The sequence below is a fragment of the Caballeronia sp. EK genome, from assembly GCF_014384845.1.
Classification (GTDB): domain Bacteria; phylum Pseudomonadota; class Gammaproteobacteria; order Burkholderiales; family Burkholderiaceae; genus Caballeronia; species Caballeronia jiangsuensis.
In genome coordinates this window covers 599667-624675 of sequence record NZ_JACSUE010000002.1, presented here as the reverse complement: position 1 = coordinate 624675, position 25009 = coordinate 599667, and the positions used below count along the sequence as shown (strand labels likewise).

Sequence of the window (25009 nt, the reverse complement as noted above, 5' to 3'; positions counted from 1 at the left end):
ATCGCGCGTCAGCGGCGCTCGCCTTCGCTCTCTCCGGCGGCACGGCCCTTGCGCCGCCGATGCATCGAAACTCTTCACGCCCGGAGTAGACCATGCATATCGTCTGTCACATGATGTCGTCGATCGACGGCCGCAGCCTCACCGATAACTGGAATCTCGATTTCGCATCGCCCATCTACGAAGACACCGCCGCACGCTTCAAGGCCGACGCGTGGGCATGCGGCCGCGTCACGATGCAGGAAATCTCGCACGGCAAGGATCGCGACTATCCGCGCGGACTCGCGAAAAGCCCGATTCCGCGCACCGATCATTTCGCCAAACGCGATGCGAGCCAGTACGCGATTTCCATCGATCCGAAGGGACGCGTCGCGTGGAAGAGCAACACGGCGCTCGACTCGCACATCGTCGAAGTGCTCGCCGAAAGCGTCGAGGACGACTACCTCGCGTATCTGCAATCGATAGGCGCGTCGTATGTGTTCGGCGGCAAGGACGATATCGAACTGAAGCGCGTCGTCGATACGCTCGCGCGCGAACTGGAGATCGGCAAGCTGATCGTCGAAGGCGGCGGACATGTCTCGGGCGCGTTCGTGAATGCACAGCTCGCCGATGAGGTCAGCGTCCTCGTGATTCCCCTCGTCGATGGACGCGAAGCGCATACGTCGTCATTCGAAGTCGCGATGGACCAGTGGCAAACGCCCACTTATCTCAAGCTCGAATCGATCGAAAAACTGGAACACGACGTTGTCTGGCTGCGCTACACACGCAAGTCCTGACGTCTCGGGATTTACCCGCGCCGCGCCCGGCAAGACGCTAAAAATGCGGCTTGCATTGTTATAATCCTTTCATCGAACGACCAAAACCTAACACAACTCGCGCGACACGCCGCCACCAAGAGCGCGCCTCGTCGCGCCATCCCGATGGCCAAGAACGAACGCCTGCGCGCCCTCTCCGGTGCGCTCGAAAAACAGAGCGTCATGCGTCTGCGCGATGCGGCCGCATTGCTCGGCGTATCGGAGATGACGGTGCGCCGCGATATCGCCGCGCATCCCGGCCAGTTCACTTATCTCGGCGGCTATATCGTCAGCGCAGCCGATGTGCCCAACGCGGGCTACACCATCGAGGAAGAAAAGGATCATTTCGCGCAGGCGAAGGCGATCGCATCGAATCACGCGGCGCGTCTGCTCGTCGATAACGAAACCATCTTCATCGATTGCGGCACGACCCTGACGACGCTCGCGCGGCAGATTCCCGCCGAGATGCATCTGACGGTCGTGTGCTATTCGCTCAATGTCGCGGAGATTTTGCGGCGCAAGCCGAATGTGCGCATGATCCTGCTCGGCGGCGTGTACGTGCCGTCGTCGGAATCATTCGCCAGCGACGAAAGCGTCGAAACGCTGCGGCGTATGGGCATCAACAAGGCGTTCATGTCGGCGGGCGGTGTCGATGAAGCGCGTGGCGTCACGTGCTGGAACTTTCATGAAGTCGCCATCAAGCAGGCGGCGATGGCGAGCGCGGTGGAACGGCATCTCGTCGTCGATGCGAGCAAGTTCGGCAAGGTGAAGGCGGTGCGGTTCTCGCAGATTTCGGAGTTCGATTCGGTGATCACGGAGCAAGGCCAGACGCTTAAAAAACGCGCCTGATTCGTTCCGCTTAAAAACAGAAAGGCTCGTTCAGGATTTGAACGAGCCTTTTTTGTTCCGCTTTTTTAGAACGTTACTGCCTGCGTCCCAACGCGAACAACGTCCCCGCGACCAGAATGAACGCGCCGATGATCACCTTCTGCCAGGTGCTCGGCACGCCGACGAGAATCAGCACGCTATTGATGAGCGTCACCAGCACGACGCCCAACAGCGTGCCCACTACCGTTCCCGTGCCGCCGGTGATGCGCGCGCCACCGAGAATCACGGCGGCGATCACGTCGAGCTCGGTGCCGACGAGATCGAACGGATTCGCAAGCCGGTTGGTCGATACATGCAGAATGCCTGCGACGCCCGCCAGCAAGCCGGTATAGCCGAACACGAACAAGTGAATCGCGCGCAGGTTGTAGCCGAGCCGTTCGGCGATGGCGAGCGAGCCGCCCATCGCATAGACGCCGCGGCCCATCATCGTGCGATTGAGCAGCCACCATGTCACGACCGCCGCGATCACGAGCGCGAGCACGGAGACGGGCAACACGGCGCGCAAGCCATCCGGCGTGTGATAGAAGAACAGCGGCAGGCGCCCGAAGGTATCCATGCTATGCGGAATGTTCATGAAGAACTGCGTGCCGACGAAAGTCAGCAACAAGCCGCGATACAGATATTGCGTGCCGATGGTGACGATCAGCGAAGGCGCCTTCAGCCGGTGCACGAGCATCCCGTTGATCACGCCGAGCGCCACGCCGCCGATCGCGCCCGCAAGCAGGATCAGCACGAACGGGCACTCGGGCCACCACGCGAACACGGCTTTGGTGATCGAGTACATCGTCAGCGCGGCAATCGCCGTGAACGACACGTCGATGCCGCCCGACGCCAGCACGACGAGCGTGCCGAGCGCGAATAGCGAGACCGTCGTCGCGGAATGCAGCAGGTCGAACAGCGTGGCGAACTGGAAAAAGCGCGGGTTGATGCTGCCCACGACCAGACACGTCACCAGGATCAGCCCGAGCGTGAACCACTCGGGATTGCGCATCAGTTGCGCGTACAGGTTGCCCTTGCGCACACGCGGCGCGATCTCGGCCGCGTGCTGCGGCATCGTCTCGCTTCCCGTGCGGCGGATGGATTCGCTCATGCTCATGCTGCCTCTGAAAGTAGCGCGTGATAAAGATCGGCCTCGTTCAACCGGTCCGCGCGATATTCGTTCGCGACGCGGCCCTTCTTCATCATCAGAATGCGGTCGCAGTTCTGCAGCAACTCGGGCAAGTCGTCGCTGATCAGGATGATCCCGATGCCTTCCTTCGATAGCCGCTGCATGATCCGATAAATGATGTCCTTCGATCCCACGTCGACGCCGACCGTCGGGCCATGCAGAATCAAGACGCGCGGATCGATCGCGAGCCAGCGGCCGATCAGCACGCGCTGCTGGTTGCCGCCCGAAAGCGATTGCACGGGCTTGTCGACATCGGGTGTCGCGATCTGCAAGTCCTTCACGGTGCGCTCGGCAAGCTCCTGCGCGCGCTTGCGGTCGATCTGGCCGAAGCGGTCGCGCAGGCTCGCGATCATCGCGGTCACGACATTGTCGCGAATCGGCTTGTCGAGAAAAAGCCCTTCGTTCAGGCGGTCTTCCGGCACATAGCCGATGCGCTGCGCTTTGGCATCCGCCGGCGAATGCAGGCGCACGCGCATGCCGTCGAGCGTCACGGCGCCCATGTCGGCGGGCGCGACACCCGCAAGCGCACGCGCGAGTTCGTTGCGGCCCGAATCGAGCAGACCGGTCACGCCGAGAATTTCGCCCTTGTGCAGCTTGAACGACACATCGGCGAACTGGCCCTTGCGGCCGAGACCTTGCACATCGAGCACGACCTGCGATGCACCTTCTTCCCCTTGCGCGCGATACCGTTCCGTCGACAGATGCTTGCCCGTCATGAGCTCGCTGATCTGCGCCTTCGTGTAGTTTTCGATCGGTCCCTGCGCCATCTTCTGGCCGTCGCGCAGCACGATCACTTCGCCGCCGATCGCATAACATTCGTCGAGCTTGTGGCTCACGAACAGCACGGCCACGCCGTCCGCGCGCAAACGTGCGAGCACGGCGATGAGGTTATCGACTTCCTTCTGCGTGAGCGATGTCGTCGGCTCGTCCATGATGACGAACTTCGCCTCGCTCGCAATGGCCCGCGCGATCGCGACGAGCTGACGCGTCGCGAGCGGCAACTGCTCGATGAGCGTCTTCTGAAAATCCGCGTCGCCCGGCAAGCCGACTGCTTCGAGCGCGCGCGCGGCGGTTTCGCCTAGCGCCCGGCGATCGAAGGTGCGCGCGAGCTTGCCCGCATGCTCCGCGAGTTCGGACGTCAGCGCGACATTCTCCGCGACGCTCATGTTCGGCAGCAACGACAAGTCCTGATAGACCGTTTCGATGCCCGCCGAAAGTGATTCGAGCGGCGAGAGCTTCTTGTGACGCACGCCTTCGATCACGAGCTCGCCTTCATCGGGTGGCTGCGCGCCCGAAATGATCTTGATGAGCGTGCTCTTGCCGCAGCCGTTCTCGCCGAGCAAGTGATAAATCTGGCCGCGCTCGAACGCGAGGCTCACGCCGCGCAGCGCATAGACGCCGGTGAAGCGCTTGTGAATATCGACGACTTCGAGGAGCGGTGTCGTTGTGGTCATGTCTGTCCAGGGCAAGCGGCGCGCTCTTTTAAAAGCGCGCCGCGCGCGTCACATCAGAAGTTGTATTGCTTGTAGTTCGTCTTGTCGACGTCGACCCAGCCGGTGCCGCGCACGATCACGCCCTTGCCCGGGCCTTTCGTCACGCTGACCTTGTTGTAGCCGGTAATGCCGAGGTCCGCACCGTTCTGCACTTCCTTGCCGTCCACGAGCATCTGCGCGACCTTGTTCATCGCGAGACCGGCGAGCTTCGGATCCCAGAACGCGATGCCGTTGATCGCGCCGCTCTCCAGGAACTTGCCCGCTTCCGTCGGCAGGCCCGTGCCGTACACGCAGATCTTGCCGACCTTGCCCGCTTCCTCGACCGCGCGGCCGATGCCGATCACATCCAGCGACGACGACCCTTGAAAGCCCGTCAGATCCGGGTGCTTGCGCAGCACTTCCTTCGCGACCTGATACGCGCGTTCGCCGTCGTTGTTGGTTTCGAGTTTCGGCTCGACGAGATCCATCTTCGGATACTTGGCCTTCGCATTGCCGATGCCGCCGTCGGCCCATTGAACCTGCGAGCGCGAACCGAGCGAGCCGACCAGCACCGCCCACTTGCCCTGCTGACCCATGCACTTCGAGAGGCGCTCGTTCAGCCCCGCGCCGTATGCGGTGTTGTCGAAGGCTTCGATATCGACCATCGTGTTCTTGGCGTTGTCCGCTTCATGCGTGACGACCTTGATGCCGCGATCCATCGCTTTCTTGAGCGCGGGTTCGAGCGTCGGCGGATCGTACGGAACCACGGCAATCGCCGTGACCTTCTTCGCGATCAGGTCTTCGATGATCTTCAGTTGCTGCGCGGCGTCGGCGCGGCCCGGTCCCGTCTGATATGCGTTGATGTTCGGGTTCTCCTTGCCGAACTCCTTCACGCCCTCGTCCATGCGATTGAACCAGTTGATGCCGGTCACCTTCACGACCGTCACGATGGTTTCGTTCGTCGCGGCTTGCGCCGCCGCGATCGCGCCCGCTGCGAGTGCGATCGCCGTGAGCGCGGTGCCGAATCTGTTGAGCTTCATTGCTTGTCTCCTTTATTTCGATTGGTCTCTTTGATGAATCACACGCAACACTAACGTCCCGTCGATGCGGGCGGCGGCGGAACATTGCTTTTGGGCGCGGCCCCGCCGATACCGAAGATCGCGCGCACGCGATCGCCACCCGCGAATGCGAGCGATGCGAGCAGCAGAAAGCCCCACGCGCAATCGCCGAAGAACTGCGATACGCCGAGCAGGTTGAACAGGCTCGACAGAAACTGCAGCACGGTCGCGGCGAGAAACACGCAGACGATGCGTCCATACCCGCCCGCCGGATTCACGCCGCCCATCACCGCGATCAGGATCGCGATCAGCAAATACGAATTGCCGTAATCCCACTTCGCGCTCGACGTATGCGTCGCGCTGATGAGACCCGCGAGCGACGCGAGCACGCCGCACATCCCGTACGTGAGAATCAGCATGCGCGCGCGCGGAATCCCCGCATAGAAGGCGGCTTTCGGGTTCGTGCCCATCAGATAGAGACGCAGGCCGAACGGCGTGCGCTTGAGCACCCAGCCGAGCAGCAGCACGGCGGCAATGAAGATCCACAATGAAATCGGCACTTGCAGGAAGGTGCCGTTGCCGATGTTCGACAGCGGATCGACATATTCCACGCGCACCGATGCGCCGTTGCTCAGCACGACCGCGATGCCGGTGAAGAGCAGTTGCGTGCCGAGCGTGCAGAGAATTGGCGTGAGTTTCAGCTTCGCGATCACGACGCCGTTCAGCAGTCCGCCGATCGCGCCCATCGCCACAACGATGCAGATGAACACCGCCGTATAGAGCGCGGGCGAATCGTCGGCGGAAACCATGTGCGGCAAGAGCATCGCCGCGACCATGCCGGAGAGATTCGCAAGCCCGACGCCCGACAGATCGATGCCGCCGTTGCCCGACACCATCGACAGCATGATGCCGAGCGCGAGCAGGCCCAGCTCGGGCAACTGGCCGCCCATCGACTGGAGATTGTCGATATCGAGGAACTGGCCGTGCGACATCCACGTCGCGACGATCACGACGAGCACGTTCACGGCGATAAGGAAGTTGAACTGGCGGTCGGCGAGCCACTTCGACGCTTTCATTGCGTGACGCTCCCTTGTTCGAGCAGCGCGTTGATCTCGTCGAGACGCGGCATCGATGGCGCGGTGCCCGGACGCGTCACGGAGATGCTCGCGAGCGCGCAGCCGAAGCGCACCGCATCGGCCGGGCTTTCGCCTCGTGCGAGCGCGGCCGCGAAGCCGCCGGTGAAGCCATCGCCCGCGCCGGCCGTTTCGACGACGCGGCCGCAATCGAATGCAGGCACGAGCGTCGATTCGTTCGGCGTATGCAGCAGCGCGCCTGCTTCGCCCAACGTGACGATCACCGCGCGTGCACCCTTCTTCAGCAACACGTCGGCGGCGCGGCGCGCGTCATCGACATTGGCGATAGGCACGCCCGTCAGCGCCGTCGCTTCCGTTTCGTTCGGCGTGATGTAGTCGCACAGCGGATAGATATCGTCGGTGAGCGGTATGGCGGGTGCCGGATTGAACACGGTCGTCACGCCATGCTTGCGCGCGAGTTCCAGACCGCGGCGCGCAGCCGGAATCGGCTGTTCGAGTTGCGTGACGAAGACGCCCGCGCGCGCGATATCGTCCTCGATTGCATCGACGTCTTCGGGAGCGAGCGCGCCCGCAGCACCCGCCGCGACGATGATCGCATTGCCGCCCGTGTTCTCATCGACATAGATATGCGCGGCGCCCGTTGCAACGTCGTTCATCACGGTTGCGCGCGATGTGATGCCTTCGGCAGCCCAGGTCGCCTGCGCGATCTCGCCAAACGCATCGGCGCCGATGCGCGTGCAGAAGATCACGTTCGCGCCCGCGCGTGCGGCGGCCACCGCCTGATTCGAGCCCTTGCCGCCCGGTCCCATCTTGAACGCCGAGCCCGCGACCGTTTCGCCGAGCAGCGGCATGCGCGCTGCGCGGAACGCGAGGTCCGTCACATAGATGCCGAGAATGACGACGCTTTTCATCGCGTACCTCCTTCCGGTGCATCAGGTGCGAGCTGCACGCCTTTCTTGAAGATGAAGCAGCCGTAGCCGCGCGCTTCGCCCGTCGCGATTACGCAATAGGCCTGCTTCGCGCGCTCGTAGAATGCGAAACGTTCGATCGGCGCAAACGGCGTCTCGCGGCCTTCCGCGTCGTCCACTTCGCGTTGCGCTTCGCGCTGCACGGCCGGCAAGGTCGATGCATCGCCGACTATCTCCATGCGGCCCGCCGGATCGTCGACGAACGTGTCGAGCGGCAGCACCGACAGCACCGCGCGCACCGCACGCGGCGCGTTCGCGCCGTCCACGCGCAGCAGCTTGCCCAGCACCGTTTGCCGCGCGACGGAATCGGCGGGGAAATGGGCGTCGCAGATCACCACTTCGTCGCCGTGACCCATCGCGGCAAGCGCGTACAGGATATCGGCGTTCAAGAGCGGATCGATGTTCTTCAGCACAGCGTCTCCTCCATGCGTGGGCGTGTCTCGTGTCGAGATCTGCGCCCGTTCAATGCTTCAGTCAGTCTCCGTACGGCACCCAGATGTTCTTGACCTGCACGGCCTGGCGAAGGAACGGCAGTCCTTCGCTTGCGGCATCGTGCCAGTCGAACACGCGGCCCTGATCGACGAACGTGCGCTTCAGGTTGCCGGTCGATTCACGCTCGGCCATCGCCGAAAGCGACGCGCCGTGGAAGCACCAGAGCGCATCGACATCGTCGTGTTGCGCGAGCGTCTGCGCCAGAGAACGCGCATCGCCGGTGACGATGTTCAGCGCGCCGCCCGGCACATCCGATGTCTCGACGACCTGATAGAAGTCCGTCGCCATCAACGGGCACGTCTCGCTCGGCACCACGACCACGCGATTGCCCAGCGCAAGCGCGGGCGCGACGAGCGATACGAAGCCGAGCAGCGGCGCTTCGTCCGGGCACACGATGCCGATCACGCCGAGCGGCTCGTGCATCGCGAGCGCGACGCCATGCAACGGCGGCGCATGCACCACGCCATCGTACTTGTCGGCCCACGCGGCGTAGGTGAAGAAGCGCGCGATGGACGCATCCACTTCGCGCTTCGCATCGCGTTCGTTCGAACCCGCGCGCGCGACGAGCTGCTTCGCGAACTCATCGGCGCGCGCGCTCAGATTTTCCGCGAGGTAGTACAGCACTTGCGCGCGGTTGTGCGCGCTCGCCGACGACCACTTGCTCATGCCGCGCGCGGCGGCCACCGCATTGCGAATGTCCTTGCGGCTGCCCTCGCCCACTTCACCGACGATCTCGCCGGCGGGCGAATGCACGAGCCGCGAATAGCCGCTGTCGGGCCGCGCCTGCTTGCCGCCGATGAAGAGCTTCGCGGTGCGATCGAGCGCGCTGACCTTGCCTGCATCGACGAGCGAATCGGGTTGCGCCTGCAACGGCTTCGATTCGCCGCGAACCGGGAGTCTGGTCCACGCGCGCGGCTTCAGATATTCGTAAATGCCCTCGCGTCCGCCTTCGCGCCCGAAGCCGGATTCGCGATAGCCGCCGAAGCCGACGGCCGCATCGAAGAGATTGGTCGCGTTGATCCACACGACGCCGCATTGCAGGCGCGGCGCGACGTCGAGCGCGCGGCTGATGTTCTCGCTCCACACGCTCGCGGCAAGGCCGTAGCGCGTGTTGTTCGCGAGCGCGACGGCTTCTTCCGGCGTGCGGAAGCTCATCGTCACGAGCACCGGCCCGAAGATTTCTTCCTGCGCGAGCGTCGATGCCGGCGCGACATTGGTGACGAGCGTCGGCGGAAAAAACGCGCCGTGCTCGGGCAACGTGGCACGCGGCGACTGATAGATTTCGCAGCCTTCGCTTTCGCCCTTGTCGACGAGCGCGCGAATGCGTTCGAGCTGCACGTCATCGACGACCGCGCTCATGTCGATGCCCTTGTCGAGCGAGGTCCCGACGCGCAGCGTGTCCATGCGGCGCTTGAGCTTCTCGACGAAGCGCGTTTCGATGCCTTCCTGCACGAGAAGACGCGAGCCCGCGCAGCACACTTGTCCCTGATTGAACCAGATCGCATCGACGACGCCTTCGACGGCGCTGTCGAGATCGGCATCGTCGAACACGATGAAGGGCGACTTGCCGCCGAGTTCGAGCGTCAGCGATTTGCCGGAGCCGGCTGTCGTCGCGCGAATCTGGCGACCCACTTCGGTCGAGCCCGTGAACGCGATCTTCGCGACGCGCTTATGCTCGACGAGCGCCGCGCCCGTGCTTCCGTCGCCGGTGACGACGTTGAGCACGCCCTTGGGCAAGCCCGCGCGATGCGCGAGTTCGGCGAACAGCAGCGCGGTCAGCGGCGTGAATTCGGCGGGCTTCAGGACGACCGTATTGCCGAGCGCGAGCGCGGGCGCGATCTTCCACGCAAGCATCAGCAGCGGAAAATTCCACGGCACGATCTGCCCGATCACGCCGAGCGGCGCCCAGTCGGCGAACTCCTTGTCCTGCAACTGCGCCCATCCCGCGTGATGCAGAAAGTGCCTTGCCACAAGAGGTATATCGATATCGCGCGACTCGCGAATCGGCTTGCCGTTGTCGAGCGATTCGAGCACGGCGAAGAGCCGGCTGTGCCGCTGCACCATGCGCGAAAGCGCATAGAGATGCCGAGCGCGCCCCGCTCCGCCGATCGCCTGCCAGCCTTCGAGGGCGGCATGCGCGGCTTCCACGGCGGCGTCGACATCGGCTTGCGTGCCTTGCGCGATCGATGCGAGCGCGCGGCCCGTGGCGGGTTCGCGCGAATCGAAGCGGTCGGCGTCGTCGCTATCGCGCCATGCGCCATTGATGAAGTGACCGAAGCGCCCGTCGTGCTGATCGAGCCATGCGCGCGCAGCGCGATCGTCTTCCGGTGCGGGTCCGTATTCCATCGAGGAGAAGTATTCGGCAACGCTCATGAGGCTGTGTATTTAAGGTGGATCAGGCGACGGGATGACGGTTGAACGCCGAGTAGCGTCCGCTCACATGATGTTCGAGCTGGCGTTCGATATCCGCGAGCAGGCTCGATGCGCCGACACGGAACAGGTCCGCTTCGAGCCATTCGCGCCCGAGCTCTTCCTTCATGAGGATCTGATATTCGAGCACCGATTTCGCGGTGGACACGCCGCCGGCAGGCTTGAAGCCGATCGCAACGCCGGTGCGCGCGAGATATTCGCGAATCATGCGCACCATCACGAGCGATACGTCGAGCGTCGCGTTGACGCTCTCCTTGCCCGTCGATGTCTTGATGAAGTCGGCGCCGGCCATCATGCAGATCATCGACGCCTTCGCGACGTTCGACAGCGTGCGGATATCGCCGGTCGCGAGAATCGCCTTCACGTGCGCATCGCCGCATGCAGCGCGGAAATCGCGCATCTCGTCGTAGAGCGCCTGCCAGTTGCCCGTGAGCACGTGCTCGCGCGTGACGACGATATCGATCTCCGACGCGCCGTCTCGCACCGACGCCTCGATCTCGCGCAGCTTGAGATCGTGCGGATTGAGTCCGGCGGGAAAGCCCGTCGATACGGCTGCGACCGGAATGCCGCTGCCTTCGAGCGCGTTCACGGCGGTTTTCACGTAACGGTGATAAACGCACACCGCGCCTGTTTTTATCGACGCGGGGGCCATGCCGAGCGCGTCGAGCAGATCGTCGCGCAACGGACGGCGCGCCTTCGCGCACAGGCGTTCGACGCGGCCGTGCGTGTCGTCGCCGCTGAGCGTCGTGAGGTCGATGCAGGTGATCGCCTTGAGCAGCCACGCGGCCTGCGCATCTTTCTTGACGGCGCGGCGCGTGCCGAGCGTCGATGCGCGGCGCGTCACCGCCGATTGATTGACGCGCAGCCCGTCGAGCCACGAAAGATCGAACGGCACGCCCGGATTGCGGGCGCTGGCGTGAACTTGCGCCTTTGCGGGCCAGGCGACGATGGACTTCGATGCAGTTTCCAGCATGAGATCGGTATGCCGGCGTCTTGTGCGACGCACAACAGTTTTTGATAGATTGATCTCAGTTTATAACATCGATGTGAGGATCGTAACATAGGGAAAGTTCGTAGGCGGTCGATGGCCGCTACGTGGCAGCCGGGACCGCGCATTGCTCTATATCGTGACCACCCACTTTTTGAAACAGAGGACACGATGCCCCGCCCGACCCCCACACAGGCTGAAACCGCTGCCGCTTCCCGCGCCACGCCGAGCCAGGACGCCATTGAAGTGCTGATGGACGATCATCGTGCCGTTAAAAAGCTGTTCGATGCGTTCGAGAAAACAAAGGACGACGATCTCGACGCGAAAACCACGCTCGTGCGACGCGCGTGTGAAGAACTGACGGTCCACGCGATGATCGAGGAAGAGTTGCTGTATCCGGCGGCGCAGGAAGCGCTGGACGAAGACGACCGGCCCGATGTCGACGAGGCTTATGTCGAGCACTTTCTCGTGAAGGTGCTGATCGAAAAGTTCACTACGCTCAGAGCGGGCCAACCCGGCTTCGACGCGACCTTCAAGGTCATGAGCGAGATGGTGCAGCATCACATCGAAGAGGAAGAATCGGATCTCTTCCCCAAGCTGCGCAAGTCGAGCGCGGATATGAATGCGCTCGGCAAGAAGCTGATGCAGCGCAAGGAACAACTGGAGGCGAAGATCCCGAAAGATGCCGGCGACAACACGATGCGCCTGCATTGATCCACATCGACGTCTACCGGAGCCGAAGCATGAAAAACCCTTGGGTGAAGAAGAATCCGTTCCTCAGCATGTGGCTGTCCGGCGCGAATGCCGTCATCGGTTCGACGCGAGGCCGCGCCACCGCCCAAGCGAAACGGCAAGCTTCGGCGTTCTGGACGGCAGCGCTCACGCCGCCCAAGCCGAAGAAGCGGCGCACGCGGCGCTAGGCGCTCGGCAACCGGCAGTCATCCACGCAGCGCGTTGAGCACATCGGAGAACGCCCGATGTGTCGACGCGCTCAATCCCGCGCCGACGGCCGTCTGCACCGTGCGGCGCACGCCGAGAATCGCGATGCCGACGAGCGCGAGCGCAATCAACTCGGCATTGGGCGTGCGCAGGAACCACGGCGCGGGTCGCGTTGCCGGCAACGCGCGCGGCACCCGCGGCGCACGCGTAACACGCAAAGGTTCATCGGCAATATGCGCGGCGATCAATTCCGCGCGCGACTCCGCCATGCGCGCGAGCACCGCTCCCTGAGCTTCGGCATGCTTCATTGCGCTGCCTCCCTGATGGCATCCATGTCGCGTCGCAACTCTTCGCGCAGCAACTGAAAAGGTTGCGCGGGCTTGCGCGACATCATGACGATGACGGCGATCACTGCGACGGCAAGCCACGCGCCCGCCACGCACCACGCCGTCAGCACGAGGTACGGCGTGCCGACCGAGGTCACGATCACCGCGATCGACACGAAAGATAACGTGAACAAAGCACCGATCGTGAGCGCGACGAGCGCGACTACTTCATGCAGCACGCGCTTCTTGGTCTCAGCGAGTTCGATGGGAATCAGCTCGCCATAATCGACGAGGCGTCTCGTGCAGAAATGGCCGATCCTGCGCCAGTTGGCGATCTTTCTCTGGATTGTCATCGTTGCTTCCCCAGCGAGGTTTCAGTCAAGACGGAGTGCCTTGCCAGAATGGAGAGCAGTGCGCATGCCAGCGATGCGTGCAGTCGATGAGAATCGGTGGTTATTTCATACGGGCAGTCGCGGAAGATGATCCGGACCGTAGTGAGACGCGGCGAAGGCAAACCGTCTCCGGATCGCCTTCCGCGATTTTTACTTCTTACTTGAGATCGTCGGGCACCTTGCCGCCGTTTTCCGCGAGCTTCTGCATGACCTGCTTGTGAAGCCAGATATTCATCGAGGCCGAATCTTCCGTATTGCCGGTGTAGTGCAACTCCGACGCCAGTTCCTTGCGCGCGGACAGGCTGCTGTCGAGGCCGAGCAGCTTCATCAGATCGACGATCGAGGTACGCCAGTTGAGTTGCGCGCCCTGACTCGCTTGCATTTGCGTCAGCACTGCTTCGACATCGACTTCCTGCATCGGTGCTGCGGCAGGCTGGTCAGGCGTGGCAGCCGTCGTGGTGGCCGGTGCGGCGGCAGGCGCTGCGCCCGGGCTTGCGCTGGCCGGCGCACTGTCGTGGTGAAAGATTTTGTTCAGGATATTTGAAAAGATACTCATGACATCTCCTTTGAAAGTGAACCCACGGACGTGCAAGTGTCGTGCCGCTACGCTTCCGATGCAACTGTCATTTGATTCAATTTGACGGTTGTGGACTAACGCGTGAACGATGAGTGTCGTGTCATAAAAGCACGGTAGCGCGAAATCCCGACGATCTCAGCAAACACCGTAACACGGCGAGGAGGCATCATGGGTATATCGTTCTGCTTCACTAAAAATGCGTCGTCGTAGAGTTCCCCTTTCTCATGCTGCAACGTGCCGCGGAGAGATGCGCGATTACTTCTGCACGCCCGGTTGCAGCACCGGTACATCGCGCCCGGCCCGAGGCGCCATGCGCGCGAAAAACACGACACCGGCGGCCACGACCGACATCACCGCGAGCCCCGTCAACCCGCCCTGAATCGAACCCGTCTTCTGTTCGAGGAAGCCGAACGTCGCAGGCGCGACGAAGCCGCCGAGATTGCCGAGCGAATTGATCAGTGCGAGCACGGGCGCCGCGATGCGCGCATCGAGATAGCCTTGTGGAATCGGCCAGAACAATGACGATGCGGCCTTGAAACCGATCGCCGCAAAGCAGATCGCGACAAACGAGAAGACCGGACTGCCGAGACCCGCGGCGTACATGCCGGCCGCCGCGATCAGCAACACGCACGCAACCCACGCCTGCTGAAACTTGAAGCGCGCCGCGAGTGCCGCGAACAGATACATCGCGACGATGGAAATGAGCCACGGAATCGAGTTGAAAAGTCCGACCTGGAAATCGTTGAGATGCCCCATCTTGCGGATGATGCTTGGCAGCCAGAACGTCGCGCCGTAGATCGTCAGCGAGACCGAGAAATAGATCAGGCAGAAGATCAGAATCTGCGGATCGCGCAAGAGGCTCCACGACGTCGGCTTCTTCGCGTGCACGGCATCGCGGCGGCGCTGCTCGTCCTCGATTTCGGCGACGACCGCATCCTGCTCGGCGCGCGTGAGCCACTTCGCGTCGCGCGGCTTCGAATCGAGCCAGAACCACACGAAGCCCGCGAGCACGACCGACGCCATGCCCTCGATGATGAACATCCACTGCCAGCCGTGCAGGCCCACGCCTTCGATCAGCATCAAGCCGCCTGAGATCGGTCCTGAGAACACTGAAGCCAGCGCCGAGCCGCTCAGGAAGATGGCCATCGCCTTGCCGCGTTCATCGCGCGGCAGCCATTGCGTGAAATAGAACACGACGCCCGGGAAGAAGCCCGCTTCGGCCGCGCCGAGTACGAGCCGCATCGCGTAGAACGAGGTCTCGCCCTTCACGAAGGCCATGCCCACGGCCGCCAGCCCCCACGTGATCATGATGCGCGTGAGCCACGCCTTCGCGCCGAAGCGCTGCATCAGCATGTTCGACGGCACTTCGAACACCGCGTAGCTCACGAAGAACAAGCCCGCGCCGAGCCCGTAAGCCGCCGCGCCGATGCCGAGATCCGCGCTCAAGTGCTGGCGCACGAAACCGATGTTCACGCGGTCGATGTAATTGACGATGAACATCACGACGAAAAGCGGCAGCACATGCCACTTGATCTTGCGAACGGCGCTCGACAGCGCGCTGGAACTGCTCATGAGATTGTCTCCTGGAATGCGCGTGTACTTGTTCGATGACTCAGAAGCGCGGGTTCTTGCCGGTGAACTCGGGCTGATACTTGCGCATTTGCGTGAGGTCGTCGCGATTGCGCACGCCGCACGTCAGGTATTGCTCATGCAATGCGGCGAGTTGCTCGCGATCGAGTTCGACACCGAGACCCGGCGTCGTCGGCACGCGCACCGCGCCGTTATCGAATATGACGCGGCCTCCCTTGATCACTTCTTCTTCCTGCCACGGGTAGTGTGTATCGCACGCATACGTGAGATTCGGCACGCTTGCCGCGACATGCGTCATCGCCATGAGGCTGATGCCGAGGTGCGAGTTCGAATGCATCGACATGCCGAAGCCCCACAGCCGCGCCATGCGCGCGAGCGTCTGCGTGGCGCGCAGGCCGCCCCAGTAGTGGTGATCGGAGAGCAGCACCTTGATCGAGCCCATGTTGCAGCCGCGACGGAAGTCGTCCATGGTCGTGATGACCATGTTGGTCGCGAGCGGCAGCTTCGTGTGCTTCTGCAGTTCGGCCATGCCTTCGAGGCCGGGGCACGGGTCTTCGTAGTATTCGAGGATTTCGTCGAGCTCTGGCGCGGCCTCGATGCTCGTCTTGAGCGTCCAGTTCGCGTTCGGATCGAGGCGCAGCGGCATGCCGGGAAACGCCTTCGCGAGCGCCTTCATGCAGGCGATTTCATGCGCGGGCTCGAACACGCCGCCCTTCAGCTTGATGCTCTGGAAACCGTACAGGTCGATCATGCGCTGCGCCTGCGCGACGATCTGCTCGGGGCTGATGCCCTCGCCCCACGCATCGGGCGCATAGGGCTTGTCGATATGTTCCGCGTACTTGAAAAACAGATACGCGCTGTACGGCACGGCATCGCGGACCTTGCCGCCCAGAAGATCGACGACCGGCGCGCCGACGACCTGCCCTTGCAGATCGAGCATCGCCACTTCGAACGTGCTGATGACCTTGGGCGCATTTTTCGCGGCATGCGAGCCGGGCGCGAGTTCGAATTCGACGGCGCCGGGCGTCGCCTTGATCGTCGCGCGCACGCGCTCTTCCATCTGGTTCAGGTCGAACGGCGACAGGCCGATCACGAGGTCTTTCGCCTGATCGAGCACGCGCAGCATCGGCTCGTCGCCATAGGTTTCGGAGATGCCGACACGCCCGTCGCTCGTCTCCAGCTCGACGATGGCGCGCAACGCCCACGGCTCGTGGATGCCCGCGGCGTTGAGCAACGGGCCGTCGCGAAAGGCGATCGGCGTGATTCGAACCTGGGTGATGGCGATGTCGCGGGTCATGTCGGACGTCCGGAAGTAGCGAGAGTAGCCGAATGGTAAAGCACTAATGTATTAGTGTGTCAGTCGGGTATACGCGGATCGTTGTTTTCGCTCTTTCCGTGCCGCATGTGGCTGAGCGCGGCTATAGTACTAATGTTTCAGTCGCCTATCGCTTTCCGTCTGACATGAAAAACGCCGCTTCCGCTTCGGTCCATCGCCTGGACCGCTCCCGCCACGCCGCGCCGCAGGTTTTCGAACGGCTGCGCGAAATGATCCTGTCGCTCGAACTCGAGCCCGGCACGGTGCTGTCGCGGATCGAACTGGCGACGCGTTACGGCCTCAGCCAGACGCCCGTGCGCGATGCGCTGATGAAGCTCGGTGAGGAAGGACTCGTCGATATCTTTCCGCAGCACGCGACGGTCGTGAGCCAGATCAGCGTGGCATCGGCGATGCAGGCGCATTTTCTGCGCCGTTCGATTGAACTCGAAGTCGTGCGCACGCTGGCGCGGGAGCACAAGGCGTCGCTGGTCGCACGGCTTCGCGCGACGATCGCGGAACAGACGGAGTGGCTGGATCCGAAGGACGTCGAGCAGTTTTCATTGCTCGATCAGACTTTTCATCGGCAGATGTATGAGGCTGCGGGTGTGCCGCAACTCTGGGATCTGGTGCGCAGATTGAGCGGCCATATCGACCGGCTGCGCCGTTTGCATTTGCCGGTCGAGGGCAAGACGATGGCGGTGGTGCGAGATCACACCGAGATCGTCGATGCTATCGAAAAGGGTGATCCCGATGCGGCGGATGCCGCGTTGCGTAAGCATCTGTCGGGTACGCTTAGTCAGGTGGACGAGATTCGTACGCGGCATCCGACTTTTGTGACTGATCATTGAAAGCGGGGATTGTTTTGCTTGGCGTTGGGCGTGGTTCAGGTTTTCGCCGGATCCCGTTTTCGCGTCGGTTTATTAGCACTGCCCCTGTGCGGGGCGGCAGTCACTTTCTTTGCTGCTGCAAAGAAAGTAACCAAAGAAACAGCTATCCCCAGCCTAAGCACTTCACACCGGCCGCGGCACAGGCGATTGGCCTAATGGCCCGGCAGTAGCGAGTGCCCTCGTAGGTCTCGCGGGGCTTGGACCGCGCACGGTCTGACGAGCCATAACCTTGAGCGCGCTGTTCAGCACCAAATAGCTCCGGCCCGCTTCGCGGCCGATGGGTCAATCGGGTGCGCGCGGGCTTCTTCGATGGTTTCCCTTGCAGACCCGACGGCAGCGCGTAGCGCTGTGCCGAAGCTATTTGGTGCTGAACCAGCGCGCTATAACTTATAGCGCGTCAGACCGTGCGCGAGCCAAGCCCGATTGGGCCTTCGAGGGCGACACTTAGGCGAGAGCCACCGCGGGCTGGCAAGCATGGCCAAACTGCGTGTGACCGCGGGCTTAAACGAGCTGCTTTCTTTGGTTACTTTCTTTGCAGCAGCAAAGAAAGTGACCCCCGCCCCGGGGAGGGGCAGTGCTAATAAACCAAAAAGAAATCGGGATCCGGCGACAATCAAGCAACGCATCGAAAGCTCTCGCCAAGACCCCCCTAAACACCATGCGCCCCCAGCCGAGCGACATACCAACGCGAAAACTGCTCCACATAACCCTCCGTGAACGGCGAGAACACAGCGGGCCGAAAAGCCGGATCCTGCGTACCCTCATGCGTAATCTCGACAAGATGCTTGTCCTGCGCATTGGTCGCGACCCACACTTCCGTCAGATCCTGAATCTGATAATCGACACCTTCCACCGCATCCGCATGCACGAGCCATTTCGATCGCACGAGCGTCTTATCCGGCGCAAGCGGAATGATGTACGAAACGACCGCATGGTCGCTCATCACATGCGTCCATGAGTTGTGCGTCCAGAGATGCGTGTCGCCCAGATCGCGCCGCTGCAGATCGCCGAGCAGCTTTTCGCTTGCGACCTTCGTGCTGATGGTCTGCGACTCGCCATGCCCTGCGATGACGAGTTGCTGCGTTCTGAACTGCGTGACGGCATCCTCGTCCAGCCATTCGACGGTCGCGCTCGTGAAGCCATCGCGCTCCCAGCTCGCCTGACACGCGGCGTTGCGTTCCTTGTAGGCCTCGATTTCGCGCAGCGCTTCCTCGGGAAGATTCTCGGGACAGAAGCCGAAATCCTCGGGCAGAAACGAAGCGGTCAGTTCCGGATGCGTCGCGGCGCAGTGATAGCACTCGCGATTATTTTCGATCACGAGCTTCCAGTTGCCGTTCTCGATGATCTCCGATTCGAACGCGATCTTCGTGTTCCGCATATCGTAGGGCGCGAATCGCGGCGCCATCGTGTCTTCGAGCTTCGAGATATCCGCCGGCGGTTCGTCGGCGAGGCACACGAAGATATGCGTGCCGACGATGCGCGTATGCACCGGCAGCAAACTGCGGCACTTCGGATCGAAATCACGGCCCATGTGCGCGGCGTGGCGCAGGCTGCCGTCGAGGTCGTAGGTCCACTGGTGATACGGGCACACCAGCATGCCGACGGTCGATTTCCCCGGCTCCTTCAGCCGCGCGCCCCGATGCCGGCAGACGTTCCGATAGGTGCGGATATTTTCGTCGTCGTCGCGAACGATGATGATCGAAGCCCGGCCGATATCCACCGTCGAGACATCGCCCGGCTCGGGCACGTCCGCCATCACACCGACCAGAATCCAGTGCTTATGGAAAAAGACCTCGACGTCCGTCTCGAACACGTCCTGCCGCCCGAACAGCTCGCCGGGCAATCCGTGGCCGGGCTCGCGGCTGCGGATCAGTTCGCCATGAGTCTTGAATTGCACTTCGGACATCGTCGCTCTCCATCGTTCAGGGATCGGGACTTCGAGTGGTCCCGCGATAACCCGAGTATTGGATCGCTAGAAATTAGCGTCAATGCGCTTTATTTTCGATCTCGGATTACTTTGGATTATGCGTGCGCGTCGTCGCGCAGCCACTCGATCAGAGCGGCGATGGCGGGCGTGATGGCGCGGCCGTGCGGCACCACGGCAAAGTACGAATCGCCCGGCCTGAACGATGCCACGTGCAGTCTCACCAACTCGCCGCCTTCGAGAAAATCGTGAACGAGCCGGCCCCAGCCGAGCGCGACGCCCTGGCCGTAACGCGCGGCCTGGATAGCATCGGTGTAGAGGCTGCAACGCAGCGAGAAATTCAGACGCATCGGCCGGAATCCGACCGCATGGAACCACTCTTCCCAGCCCATCCAGCCTTCGGATGTCGAATCCGATTCGACCAGCACGCAGCCCGCGAGCTCCTCCAGCGACGCCGGCGCGGCCTGCGCCTGGAGCCATGAAGGGGAACAGACCGGAAACACTTCCTCGTCGAAGAGCAGCGTCGCCGTGCCGTCCGGCCACACGCCGCTGCCGAAGCGCACCGCGACATCGATTTCCTTGTGCCGCAAATCCGCCGTGAACATCTGGGTGGACAGCCGCAGTTGCAAATCGGGCTGCACGGCCTTGAGCGATGCGAGCCGCGGCAACAAACGGAAGTGCGAGAACGCGGAAGTCGCGGCCAGCACGAGCTCCTGCTGCACGGGGCCGCGCGCGATGCGGTCGAACACGCTCGCGATCTTCTGCATCGATTCCGCGACGACGCGGTACAGCGCCTCGCCTTCTCCGGTCAGTTCGATCGCGCGATGCAGCCGGCGAAAAAGCCGCGTGCCGAGCGTTTCTTCGAGGAACCGGACCTGCCGGCTCACGGCGGCCTGCGTGACGCCCAGTTCATGCGCCGCGAGCGTGAAGCTGCCGAGGCGCGCGACGGCTTCGAACTCGACCAGCGCGGTCACCGACGGAATGAGCCGCCGATACCCCTTCGGTTTTTCGGTCGCCGGTTTCATGCGGCGCTCAGAGAACGGCCTTCGATTCGGCCGCGGGCCATCCCTGCATCATCGTGGCGATCTCCTCGTCGAGCCATTGGCGAAACTGAACGTATTCCGGGCGGGACTTTGCATTGCGATGCGTGATCACGTAGTGATGACGATCATGGAACACGAGCGCATCGTCGACGGGACGAACCAGTTTTTTCTGCTCGACCTGCCGATGCACGAGATGATGCCAGCCGAGCAGCGTCCCCTCGCCCGCTTCGGCCTGCGCGACGAGCAACCGATAGTCGTTGCTTTCGAGATCGTCATGCTGATCGAGGCGCTCGGAACCATCGCCTTGCTGATACCAGTTTTTCCACACGCGCCAGTCGACGTGCTCGCACACTTGCGCGCGTCCGAGCAGCGACAGGCTAAGCGTGGGATGCGCGAGCAGATCGAGCGGCTTCAACGTGCGCCCGTGAAAATAGCGCTCATAAAACGGAACGCTGCATACCGGATAAACGATGTCGTGAAAAAGCGGCTCGACCTCATACTCCGCCTCGCGCGGCGGATTCTTCGTGATGATGACATCGGGCTCCATGAGGTCGTCGAGCTCCATGAAGTGCTCGGTCACCATCACGTGCAGGCGGATATTCGGAAAGCGCTGGCGAAACGCGGGCAGCCTCAACGAAAGCCAGAGCGCCGAAAACGTATGAGAGATGCAGAGCGTCAGTGCGTGACGATCGACGCGCCGCACTGCCTGCGCCGCCTCCGCGATGTTCATGATCGACAGATACGACGCGTTGTAGAGAATGCGGCCCGCGTCGGTCAGCGCGATGTGTCTTCCGGTGCGCTCGAACAGCGCGACTTCGAGCGTGTCTTCGAGTTCCTTGATCTGCCGGCTCACGGCCGCCTGCGTGACGCACAGCACTTCCGCGGCCTGCGTGAAGCTTTCGTAACGCGCCGCGGTGACGAAACACCGGAGCGCGCGCAGCGACGGCATCTGGGCGAGAAGCCGGTCCGCGAACTGCTGTTTCTTCTGCATGTGAATCACCTTCCGAGGGGCGCGAGTGTCGTTTGTTCGTCGTTATCCACGCCCTTGCACGCGGCGCATGATGTTGTCGAGCGCCTCTGCGTAGTGCGTGTACGTGCCCCGCTCCGTAAGCTCGCGGTTGAGCTGCTCGTTGAGACCGCCGGGCGTGCTCGCGTGCCCGATCATCGCGGAGAAAGGCTCCGTGCCTGACGTCGCTTCATGAGCAAGCCCCACATGATAGCCCGACAAAAACGACCGGGCCGACGCATACGGCACGCCTTGCGCGACGAGCCACGACGCCTGTTCCTCAAGCAGCGCGAAGAAGGCGGCCATCGTCGCGGTCGCGGCGGACAAGGCGTCGAACTGATGCTCGTCGTCGACTTCGACGGCTTCGCCGAGCGGCGCGAACAGCGCCCGCGCGATGTCGTCGCGCGGGCAGATCGCCGTGCTGCCCTTGCCTGCCGCGACGGCGGGCAGCGGCACCGCGCGCACGACCTTGGCCGAACGGCGCACGAACGCCCCGATCTGATCGAGCGACTTCCCCGCGATGAAGCTGATGACGTGATGCCGCGCATCGAAGGTCAGTTCGCTCAGGACGTCCGCCGCGATCTGCGGCACGACCGCAAGACACACGACATCCGACGTATCGAGCACGTCCTGATTGCTTTCGCAGACTTCGATACGCGCATCGAGCGCGGCCAGCCGCGCCGCGATCTTCGCGTTGCGCGGCGATAGCGCCACGCGCTCGAAAGACATGCCGAAGCGGATCATGCCGGTCACGACCGCCTCCGTGATCGTGCCGGTACCGATGAAGCCAATGCGCATGTTGCCTCGTCCGATGATCAGTCGAGCTTCAGCCAGGTCGTCTTCAGCTCGCAGTATTGGTCGTGTGCGTAGACCGACTTGTCGCGTCCGCCGAAACCGGACTGCTTGAAGCCGCCGAAGGGTGTCGAGAGATCGCCCTCGCCGAAGCAGTTCACGGTCACGGTGCCCGCGCGGATGCGCGCCGCGACTTTATGCGCCTGATTCACGTTGTCGGTCCACAGCGATGCCGCGAGTCCGTAGCACGTATCGTTCGCGATGCGCACGGCCTCGTCGACGTCAGCATATTCGATAAAGCACACGACCGGGCCGAAGACCTCGTCGCGCGCGATGCTCATCTCGGGCGTGACGTTATCGAAGATGGTCGGCTCGACGAACCAGCCGCCCGTTTCCGCAAGCGTCGCGTTGCCGCCGCTCGCGACACGCGCGCCTTCCGCCTTCGCCTTCTCGATATGACCGAGCACCTTCCGGTAATGCGCTTCCTCGATGAGCGAGCCGAGCTTGACATCGGGATCGAGCGGATCGCCGACCTTCCAGCCTTCGAGCACGGCCTGGACCTTTTGCAGCAGTTCGGCCTTCTGGCTCTTGTGCACCAGAATCCGCGAGCCCGCGCTGCAGTTCTCGCCCATGTTCCAGAACGCGGCGGCGACGGCCTGCTCCGCGACGGCGTCGAGATTGGCGACATCGGGCAAGACGACTTGCGGATTCTTCCCGCCGCATTCGAGCACGACGCGCTTCAGGTTCGTATCGGCGGAATAGCGCAGGAAGCGCTTGCCGGTTTCGGTCGAGCCCGTGAACGCGATGAGATCGACATCCGCGTGCGTGCCGAGCGCCTGTCCCGCGCTTTCGCCGAAGCCCGTCACGACGCTGAACACGCCGGGCGGCAGACCCGCTTCAAGTGCGAGGTCCGCGATGCGCAGCGTCGAGAGCGAGGTCTGCTCCGCAGGCTTCACGATGACGCTATTGCCCACCGACAGCGCCGGCCCGATCTTCCACGCCAGCATCAGCGCCGGAAAATTCCACGGCAGCACCGCGCCGACGACACCGATCGGCTCGCGCGTGATCATGCTCACGACGCTCGGACCGGACGGCGACAGCGCGTCGTAACGCTTGTCCGTCACCTCGGCATGCCAGCGGATGCACGCCGCCGACTCGGGAATGTCGAGCCCCATGCATTCGCTGATCGGCTTGCCCGCTTCGAGCGCTTCGAGCAGCGCGAGCTCTTCGGCGTTGTCGTCGATCAATTGTGCGAGGCGCTGCAGGACCGCCTTTCTCTGCGCTGGCGCGGCCTTCGACCACACGCCCGATTCGAACGCCTCGCGCGCCGCGACGACCGCGCGGTCGATGTCCTTCGCGTCGCACTTCGCGACTTCAGCAAGCACCTTGCCGGTCGACGGATTCAGCGTGTCGAACGTTTCATTCGATGCAGCGTTGCAGCGTGCTCCCGCGATAAATGCGCGGCCGTCGAGCGACAGATGCTCGGCCTGACGTTTCCAATCCTGATGCGTCGTCATGTCATGTCCTCACAGATTCAAAGTTCGGCGCCCGCCGAGAATTCCTTCACCCAGATAGCCGCCGATACCGCGACGTCCGCGATCGGCCGAATCGGCAGCGAACGCGGATGCGGCTGTTTCAGCAACTGATTGATCAGCTCGTTCGATTGCCCGAGCGCGTGTTCGGCGATGAGCTTGCCCGCCGCCGATCCGCGGCTCAGGCCGAGGCCATTGCAGCCGACAGCTTCGAATACGCCGTCCTCGCGTTGCCCGAAGAGCGCGCCATTGTTCGCCGAGAGGCACAACGCGCCGCCCCATGTGTATTGCAGCTCGACATCCTTGAGCATCGGAAAGCGACGGTCGAACGAACGCTGATGCAGATGCTTCGCTTTCGCGAGATCGCCTTCGGATACCGAGAGATTCGGCCGGAACGCGAAATGGTTGCGCACGCAGATACGGTTCGTCGCGAGACGGCGCACGGTGGTGCCCATCGGATCGGCGGGAATGAGCGCCCACGAGTTCGTCCCGCCGAGTCTTGCGATCTCGTCGCCGGTCATGACGCGCGACATCGACGCGAACGTATAGACCGGCAGCAAGCCGTTAGGATGGCCGCCGAAGGTCGCCGCATACGCGTTGGTGCACAACACGACGCGCTTCGCCTCGATGCTGCCGTTCGCGAAGCCGAGCAGCTTCGTCTGCCCGCGCGTTTCCATGCCCTTCACAGCGCTCATTTCGAAGACCGTCACGTTCGACGGCTGCGTCGCGGCGAGGCCGCGCATGAGCGCCGCCGGCTGAACCGTGCTGCATCCCGGCGTGAAGAGCGCGCTCTGATAGAAGCGCGTGCCCGTCACCTTGGCGATCGCGGCTTCGTCGAGCCACTCGCACGGCTCGCCGATGCGCGCGAGTCCATCCGCGAAATGAGTCAGTGCCGAATGGCCCTTCTTGTTCACCGACGCGTGATACTTCCCGTCGTCGCGCCAGTCGCATTCGATGCCATGCGCCTTCACCGTGCTGCGCACATAGTCGATGCCATGCCGTTGCAGGCGCACGTCCGCCTTGTCGGCCTCGACACTGCGCGAATAACTTTCGCTGCTGATGTCATGCGGCAAATCGACGAAAAAGCCGGAATTGCGCCCCGCTGTCGAGCGCCCGACGCGATCCGCTTCCACGAGCGCAATGGATGCATCCGGCGCGAGTTCGGCAAGCCGCCGCGCCGCGCACAAGCCGGTGATGCCGCCGCCGACCACCACGAAGTCGAAGCGCTGCTCGCCTGTCACGCTGTTCGCGGGCGCGGCGGGCGGCAGACTTTCCCACCAGCCGTTCACGCCATCGGGTGCGGGAAACCGCATGAAATCCAGTTTCGAGGCCATTCA

At 62.9% G+C, this 25009-nt stretch carries 24 protein-coding genes; 5 read left to right on the top strand and 19 right to left on the bottom strand.

From position 1 onward, the window contains the following. The first annotated feature begins 92 nt into the window (after positions 1–92). The gene (locus IAG25_RS07285; RefSeq protein WP_187604249.1) at positions 93–773 is read left to right on the top strand and encodes a dihydrofolate reductase family protein; all 681 of its coding nucleotides are present in this window, start codon (positions 93–95) and stop codon (positions 771–773) included. Positions 774–917: 144 nt separating this feature from the next. Beyond that, positions 918–1640 (top strand): DeoR/GlpR family DNA-binding transcription regulator, encoded by a 723-nt coding sequence (locus tag IAG25_RS07280; protein WP_187604248.1) that lies wholly within the window; start codon positions 918–920, stop codon positions 1638–1640. 73 nt (positions 1641–1713) lie between these two features. On the opposite strand, the gene IAG25_RS07275 is transcribed toward IAG25_RS07280, so the two are convergent. The 8 genes from IAG25_RS07275 to deoC form a co-directional block, all read right to left on the bottom strand. Beyond that, a complete protein-coding gene (locus tag IAG25_RS07275; RefSeq protein WP_187604247.1) occupies positions 1714–2775 on the bottom strand; it encodes an ABC transporter permease in 1062 nt (353 codons plus the stop codon). After that, positions 2772–4301 carry a sugar ABC transporter ATP-binding protein gene (locus tag IAG25_RS07270; RefSeq protein WP_035499852.1) on the bottom strand — a complete coding sequence of 510 codons (1530 nt, stop codon included), beginning with the start codon at positions 4299–4301 and terminating at the stop codon, positions 2772–2774. The genes IAG25_RS07275 and IAG25_RS07270 overlap by 4 nt, the downstream gene beginning before the upstream one ends. Before the next feature lie 53 nt (positions 4302–4354). Next, positions 4355–5359 carry a substrate-binding domain-containing protein gene (locus tag IAG25_RS07265; protein WP_187604246.1) on the bottom strand — a complete coding sequence of 335 codons (1005 nt, stop codon included), beginning with the start codon at positions 5357–5359 and terminating at the stop codon, positions 4355–4357. A gap of 50 nt (positions 5360–5409) precedes the next feature. Continuing rightward, on the bottom strand, positions 5410–6453 hold the full coding sequence (locus IAG25_RS07260; RefSeq protein WP_187604245.1) for an ABC transporter permease: 1044 nt from the start codon (positions 6451–6453) through the stop codon (positions 5410–5412). After that, positions 6450–7382, bottom strand: coding sequence for a ribokinase (gene rbsK, locus IAG25_RS07255; RefSeq protein ID WP_187604244.1), 933 nt, complete (start codon positions 7380–7382; stop codon positions 6450–6452). Before rbsK ends, IAG25_RS07260 begins: the two co-directional genes overlap by 4 nt. Further along, positions 7379–7852, bottom strand: coding sequence for an RbsD/FucU family protein (locus tag IAG25_RS07250; protein ID WP_187604243.1), 474 nt, complete (start codon positions 7850–7852; stop codon positions 7379–7381). The genes rbsK and IAG25_RS07250 overlap by 4 nt, the downstream gene beginning before the upstream one ends. 61 nt (positions 7853–7913) lie before the next feature. Further along, complete coding sequence (locus IAG25_RS07245) at positions 7914–10304, bottom strand: aldehyde dehydrogenase family protein (protein WP_187604242.1); 2391 nt, start codon at positions 10302–10304, stop codon at positions 7914–7916. Positions 10305–10326: 22 nt separating this feature from the next. Then, positions 10327–11334 (bottom strand): deoxyribose-phosphate aldolase, encoded by a 1008-nt coding sequence (gene deoC / locus IAG25_RS07240; RefSeq protein WP_187604241.1) that lies wholly within the window; start codon positions 11332–11334, stop codon positions 10327–10329. Positions 11335–11520: 186 nt separating this feature from the next. Here deoC and IAG25_RS07235 point away from each other — a divergent pair, with 186 nt between their 5' ends. Both IAG25_RS07235 and IAG25_RS07230 read left to right on the top strand, forming a co-directional pair. Continuing rightward, positions 11521–12063: a hemerythrin domain-containing protein gene (locus IAG25_RS07235; protein ID WP_187604240.1), complete on the top strand. Its 543-nt coding sequence runs from the start codon at positions 11521–11523 to the stop codon at positions 12061–12063. A 29-nt stretch (positions 12064–12092) separates the two neighbouring features. Next, positions 12093–12269, top strand: coding sequence for a hypothetical protein (locus IAG25_RS07230; RefSeq protein WP_187604239.1), 177 nt, complete (start codon positions 12093–12095; stop codon positions 12267–12269). An 18-nt stretch (positions 12270–12287) separates the two neighbouring features. On the opposite strand, the gene IAG25_RS07225 is transcribed toward IAG25_RS07230, so the two are convergent. The 5 genes from IAG25_RS07225 to IAG25_RS07205 form a co-directional block, all read right to left on the bottom strand. After that, positions 12288–12596, bottom strand: a complete 309-nt coding sequence (locus IAG25_RS07225) for a hypothetical protein (protein WP_187604238.1) — start codon at positions 12594–12596, stop codon at positions 12288–12290. Continuing rightward, positions 12593–12967: a phage holin family protein gene (locus IAG25_RS07220; RefSeq protein ID WP_187604237.1), complete on the bottom strand. Its 375-nt coding sequence runs from the start codon at positions 12965–12967 to the stop codon at positions 12593–12595. Before IAG25_RS07220 ends, IAG25_RS07225 begins: the two co-directional genes overlap by 4 nt. Before the next feature lie 196 nt (positions 12968–13163). After that, a complete protein-coding gene (locus tag IAG25_RS07215; protein WP_035499864.1) occupies positions 13164–13562 on the bottom strand; it encodes a DUF3597 domain-containing protein in 399 nt (132 codons plus the stop codon). 276 nt (positions 13563–13838) lie between these two features. After that, entirely contained in the window at positions 13839–15155 is a 1317-nt protein-coding gene (locus IAG25_RS07210) for an MFS transporter (RefSeq protein WP_187604236.1), read from the bottom strand. Between the two features lie 40 nt (positions 15156–15195). Continuing rightward, a complete protein-coding gene (locus tag IAG25_RS07205; RefSeq protein ID WP_187604235.1) occupies positions 15196–16470 on the bottom strand; it encodes a glucarate dehydratase family protein in 1275 nt (424 codons plus the stop codon). Positions 16471–16634: 164 nt separating this feature from the next. Between IAG25_RS07205 and IAG25_RS07200 the strand changes: the two genes are divergently transcribed. Then, on the top strand, positions 16635–17336 hold the full coding sequence (locus tag IAG25_RS07200) for a GntR family transcriptional regulator (RefSeq protein WP_187604234.1): 702 nt from the start codon (positions 16635–16637) through the stop codon (positions 17334–17336). Positions 17337–18024: 688 nt separating this feature from the next. Here IAG25_RS07200 and IAG25_RS07195 read toward each other — a convergent pair. The 6 genes from IAG25_RS07195 to IAG25_RS07170 form a co-directional block, all read right to left on the bottom strand. Beyond that, complete coding sequence (locus IAG25_RS07195) at positions 18025–19281, bottom strand: aromatic ring-hydroxylating oxygenase subunit alpha (protein WP_187604233.1); 1257 nt, start codon at positions 19279–19281, stop codon at positions 18025–18027. Between the two features lie 116 nt (positions 19282–19397). Further along, positions 19398–20324 carry a LysR substrate-binding domain-containing protein gene (locus IAG25_RS07190; protein WP_187604232.1) on the bottom strand — a complete coding sequence of 309 codons (927 nt, stop codon included), beginning with the start codon at positions 20322–20324 and terminating at the stop codon, positions 19398–19400. A 7-nt stretch (positions 20325–20331) separates the two neighbouring features. Beyond that, entirely contained in the window at positions 20332–21333 is a 1002-nt protein-coding gene (locus tag IAG25_RS07185) for a LysR family transcriptional regulator (protein ID WP_187604231.1), read from the bottom strand. Positions 21334–21375: 42 nt separating this feature from the next. Next, positions 21376–22146 carry a pyrroline-5-carboxylate reductase gene (locus IAG25_RS07180; RefSeq protein WP_187604230.1) on the bottom strand — a complete coding sequence of 257 codons (771 nt, stop codon included), beginning with the start codon at positions 22144–22146 and terminating at the stop codon, positions 21376–21378. Between the two features lie 17 nt (positions 22147–22163). Beyond that, positions 22164–23657 (bottom strand): aldehyde dehydrogenase, encoded by a 1494-nt coding sequence (locus IAG25_RS07175; protein WP_187604229.1) that lies wholly within the window; start codon positions 23655–23657, stop codon positions 22164–22166. A 17-nt stretch (positions 23658–23674) separates the two neighbouring features. Continuing rightward, positions 23675–25006 (bottom strand): NAD(P)/FAD-dependent oxidoreductase, encoded by a 1332-nt coding sequence (locus IAG25_RS07170; protein ID WP_187604228.1) that lies wholly within the window; start codon positions 25004–25006, stop codon positions 23675–23677. Between the last annotated feature and the right edge of the window lie 3 nt (positions 25007–25009).

Excerpts from the sequence above, each read along its gene's own strand:
- IAG25_RS07285 (WP_187604249.1), top strand. The coding sequence starts at position 93 with ATGCATATCGTCTGTCACATGATGTCGTCGATCGACGGCCGCAGCCTC.
- IAG25_RS07275 (WP_187604247.1), bottom strand. The coding sequence starts at position 2,775 with ATGAGCATGAGCGAATCCATCCGCCGCACGGGAAGCGAGACGATGCCG.
- IAG25_RS07245 (WP_187604242.1), bottom strand. The coding sequence starts at position 10,304 with ATGAGCGTTGCCGAATACTTCTCCTCGATGGAATACGGACCCGCACCG.
- deoC (WP_187604241.1), bottom strand. The coding sequence starts at position 11,334 with ATGCTGGAAACTGCATCGAAGTCCATCGTCGCCTGGCCCGCAAAGGCG.
- IAG25_RS07210 (WP_187604236.1), bottom strand. The coding sequence starts at position 15,155 with ATGAGCAGTTCCAGCGCGCTGTCGAGCGCCGTTCGCAAGATCAAGTGG.
- IAG25_RS07260 (WP_187604245.1), bottom strand. The coding sequence starts at position 6,453 with ATGAAAGCGTCGAAGTGGCTCGCCGACCGCCAGTTCAACTTCCTTATC.
- rbsK (WP_187604244.1), bottom strand. The coding sequence starts at position 7,382 with ATGAAAAGCGTCGTCATTCTCGGCATCTATGTGACGGACCTCGCGTTC.
- IAG25_RS07235 (WP_187604240.1), top strand. The coding sequence starts at position 11,521 with ATGCCCCGCCCGACCCCCACACAGGCTGAAACCGCTGCCGCTTCCCGC.
- IAG25_RS07220 (WP_187604237.1), bottom strand. The coding sequence starts at position 12,967 with ATGACAATCCAGAGAAAGATCGCCAACTGGCGCAGGATCGGCCATTTC.
- IAG25_RS07175 (WP_187604229.1), bottom strand. The coding sequence starts at position 23,657 with ATGACGACGCATCAGGATTGGAAACGTCAGGCCGAGCATCTGTCGCTC.
- IAG25_RS07230 (WP_187604239.1), top strand. The coding sequence starts at position 12,093 with ATGAAAAACCCTTGGGTGAAGAAGAATCCGTTCCTCAGCATGTGGCTG.
- IAG25_RS07225 (WP_187604238.1), bottom strand. The coding sequence starts at position 12,596 with ATGAAGCATGCCGAAGCTCAGGGAGCGGTGCTCGCGCGCATGGCGGAG.
- IAG25_RS07195 (WP_187604233.1), bottom strand. The coding sequence starts at position 19,281 with ATGTCCGAAGTGCAATTCAAGACTCATGGCGAACTGATCCGCAGCCGC.
- IAG25_RS07270 (WP_035499852.1), bottom strand. The coding sequence starts at position 4,301 with ATGACCACAACGACACCGCTCCTCGAAGTCGTCGATATTCACAAGCGC.
- IAG25_RS07190 (WP_187604232.1), bottom strand. The coding sequence starts at position 20,324 with ATGAAACCGGCGACCGAAAAACCGAAGGGGTATCGGCGGCTCATTCCG.
- IAG25_RS07215 (WP_035499864.1), bottom strand. The coding sequence starts at position 13,562 with ATGAGTATCTTTTCAAATATCCTGAACAAAATCTTTCACCACGACAGT.
- IAG25_RS07185 (WP_187604231.1), bottom strand. The coding sequence starts at position 21,333 with ATGCAGAAGAAACAGCAGTTCGCGGACCGGCTTCTCGCCCAGATGCCG.
- IAG25_RS07205 (WP_187604235.1), bottom strand. The coding sequence starts at position 16,470 with ATGACCCGCGACATCGCCATCACCCAGGTTCGAATCACGCCGATCGCC.
- IAG25_RS07280 (WP_187604248.1), top strand. The coding sequence starts at position 918 with ATGGCCAAGAACGAACGCCTGCGCGCCCTCTCCGGTGCGCTCGAAAAA.
- IAG25_RS07180 (WP_187604230.1), bottom strand. The coding sequence starts at position 22,146 with ATGCGCATTGGCTTCATCGGTACCGGCACGATCACGGAGGCGGTCGTG.
- IAG25_RS07200 (WP_187604234.1), top strand. The coding sequence starts at position 16,635 with ATGAAAAACGCCGCTTCCGCTTCGGTCCATCGCCTGGACCGCTCCCGC.
- IAG25_RS07265 (WP_187604246.1), bottom strand. The coding sequence starts at position 5,359 with ATGAAGCTCAACAGATTCGGCACCGCGCTCACGGCGATCGCACTCGCA.
- IAG25_RS07170 (WP_187604228.1), bottom strand. The coding sequence starts at position 25,006 with ATGGCCTCGAAACTGGATTTCATGCGGTTTCCCGCACCCGATGGCGTG.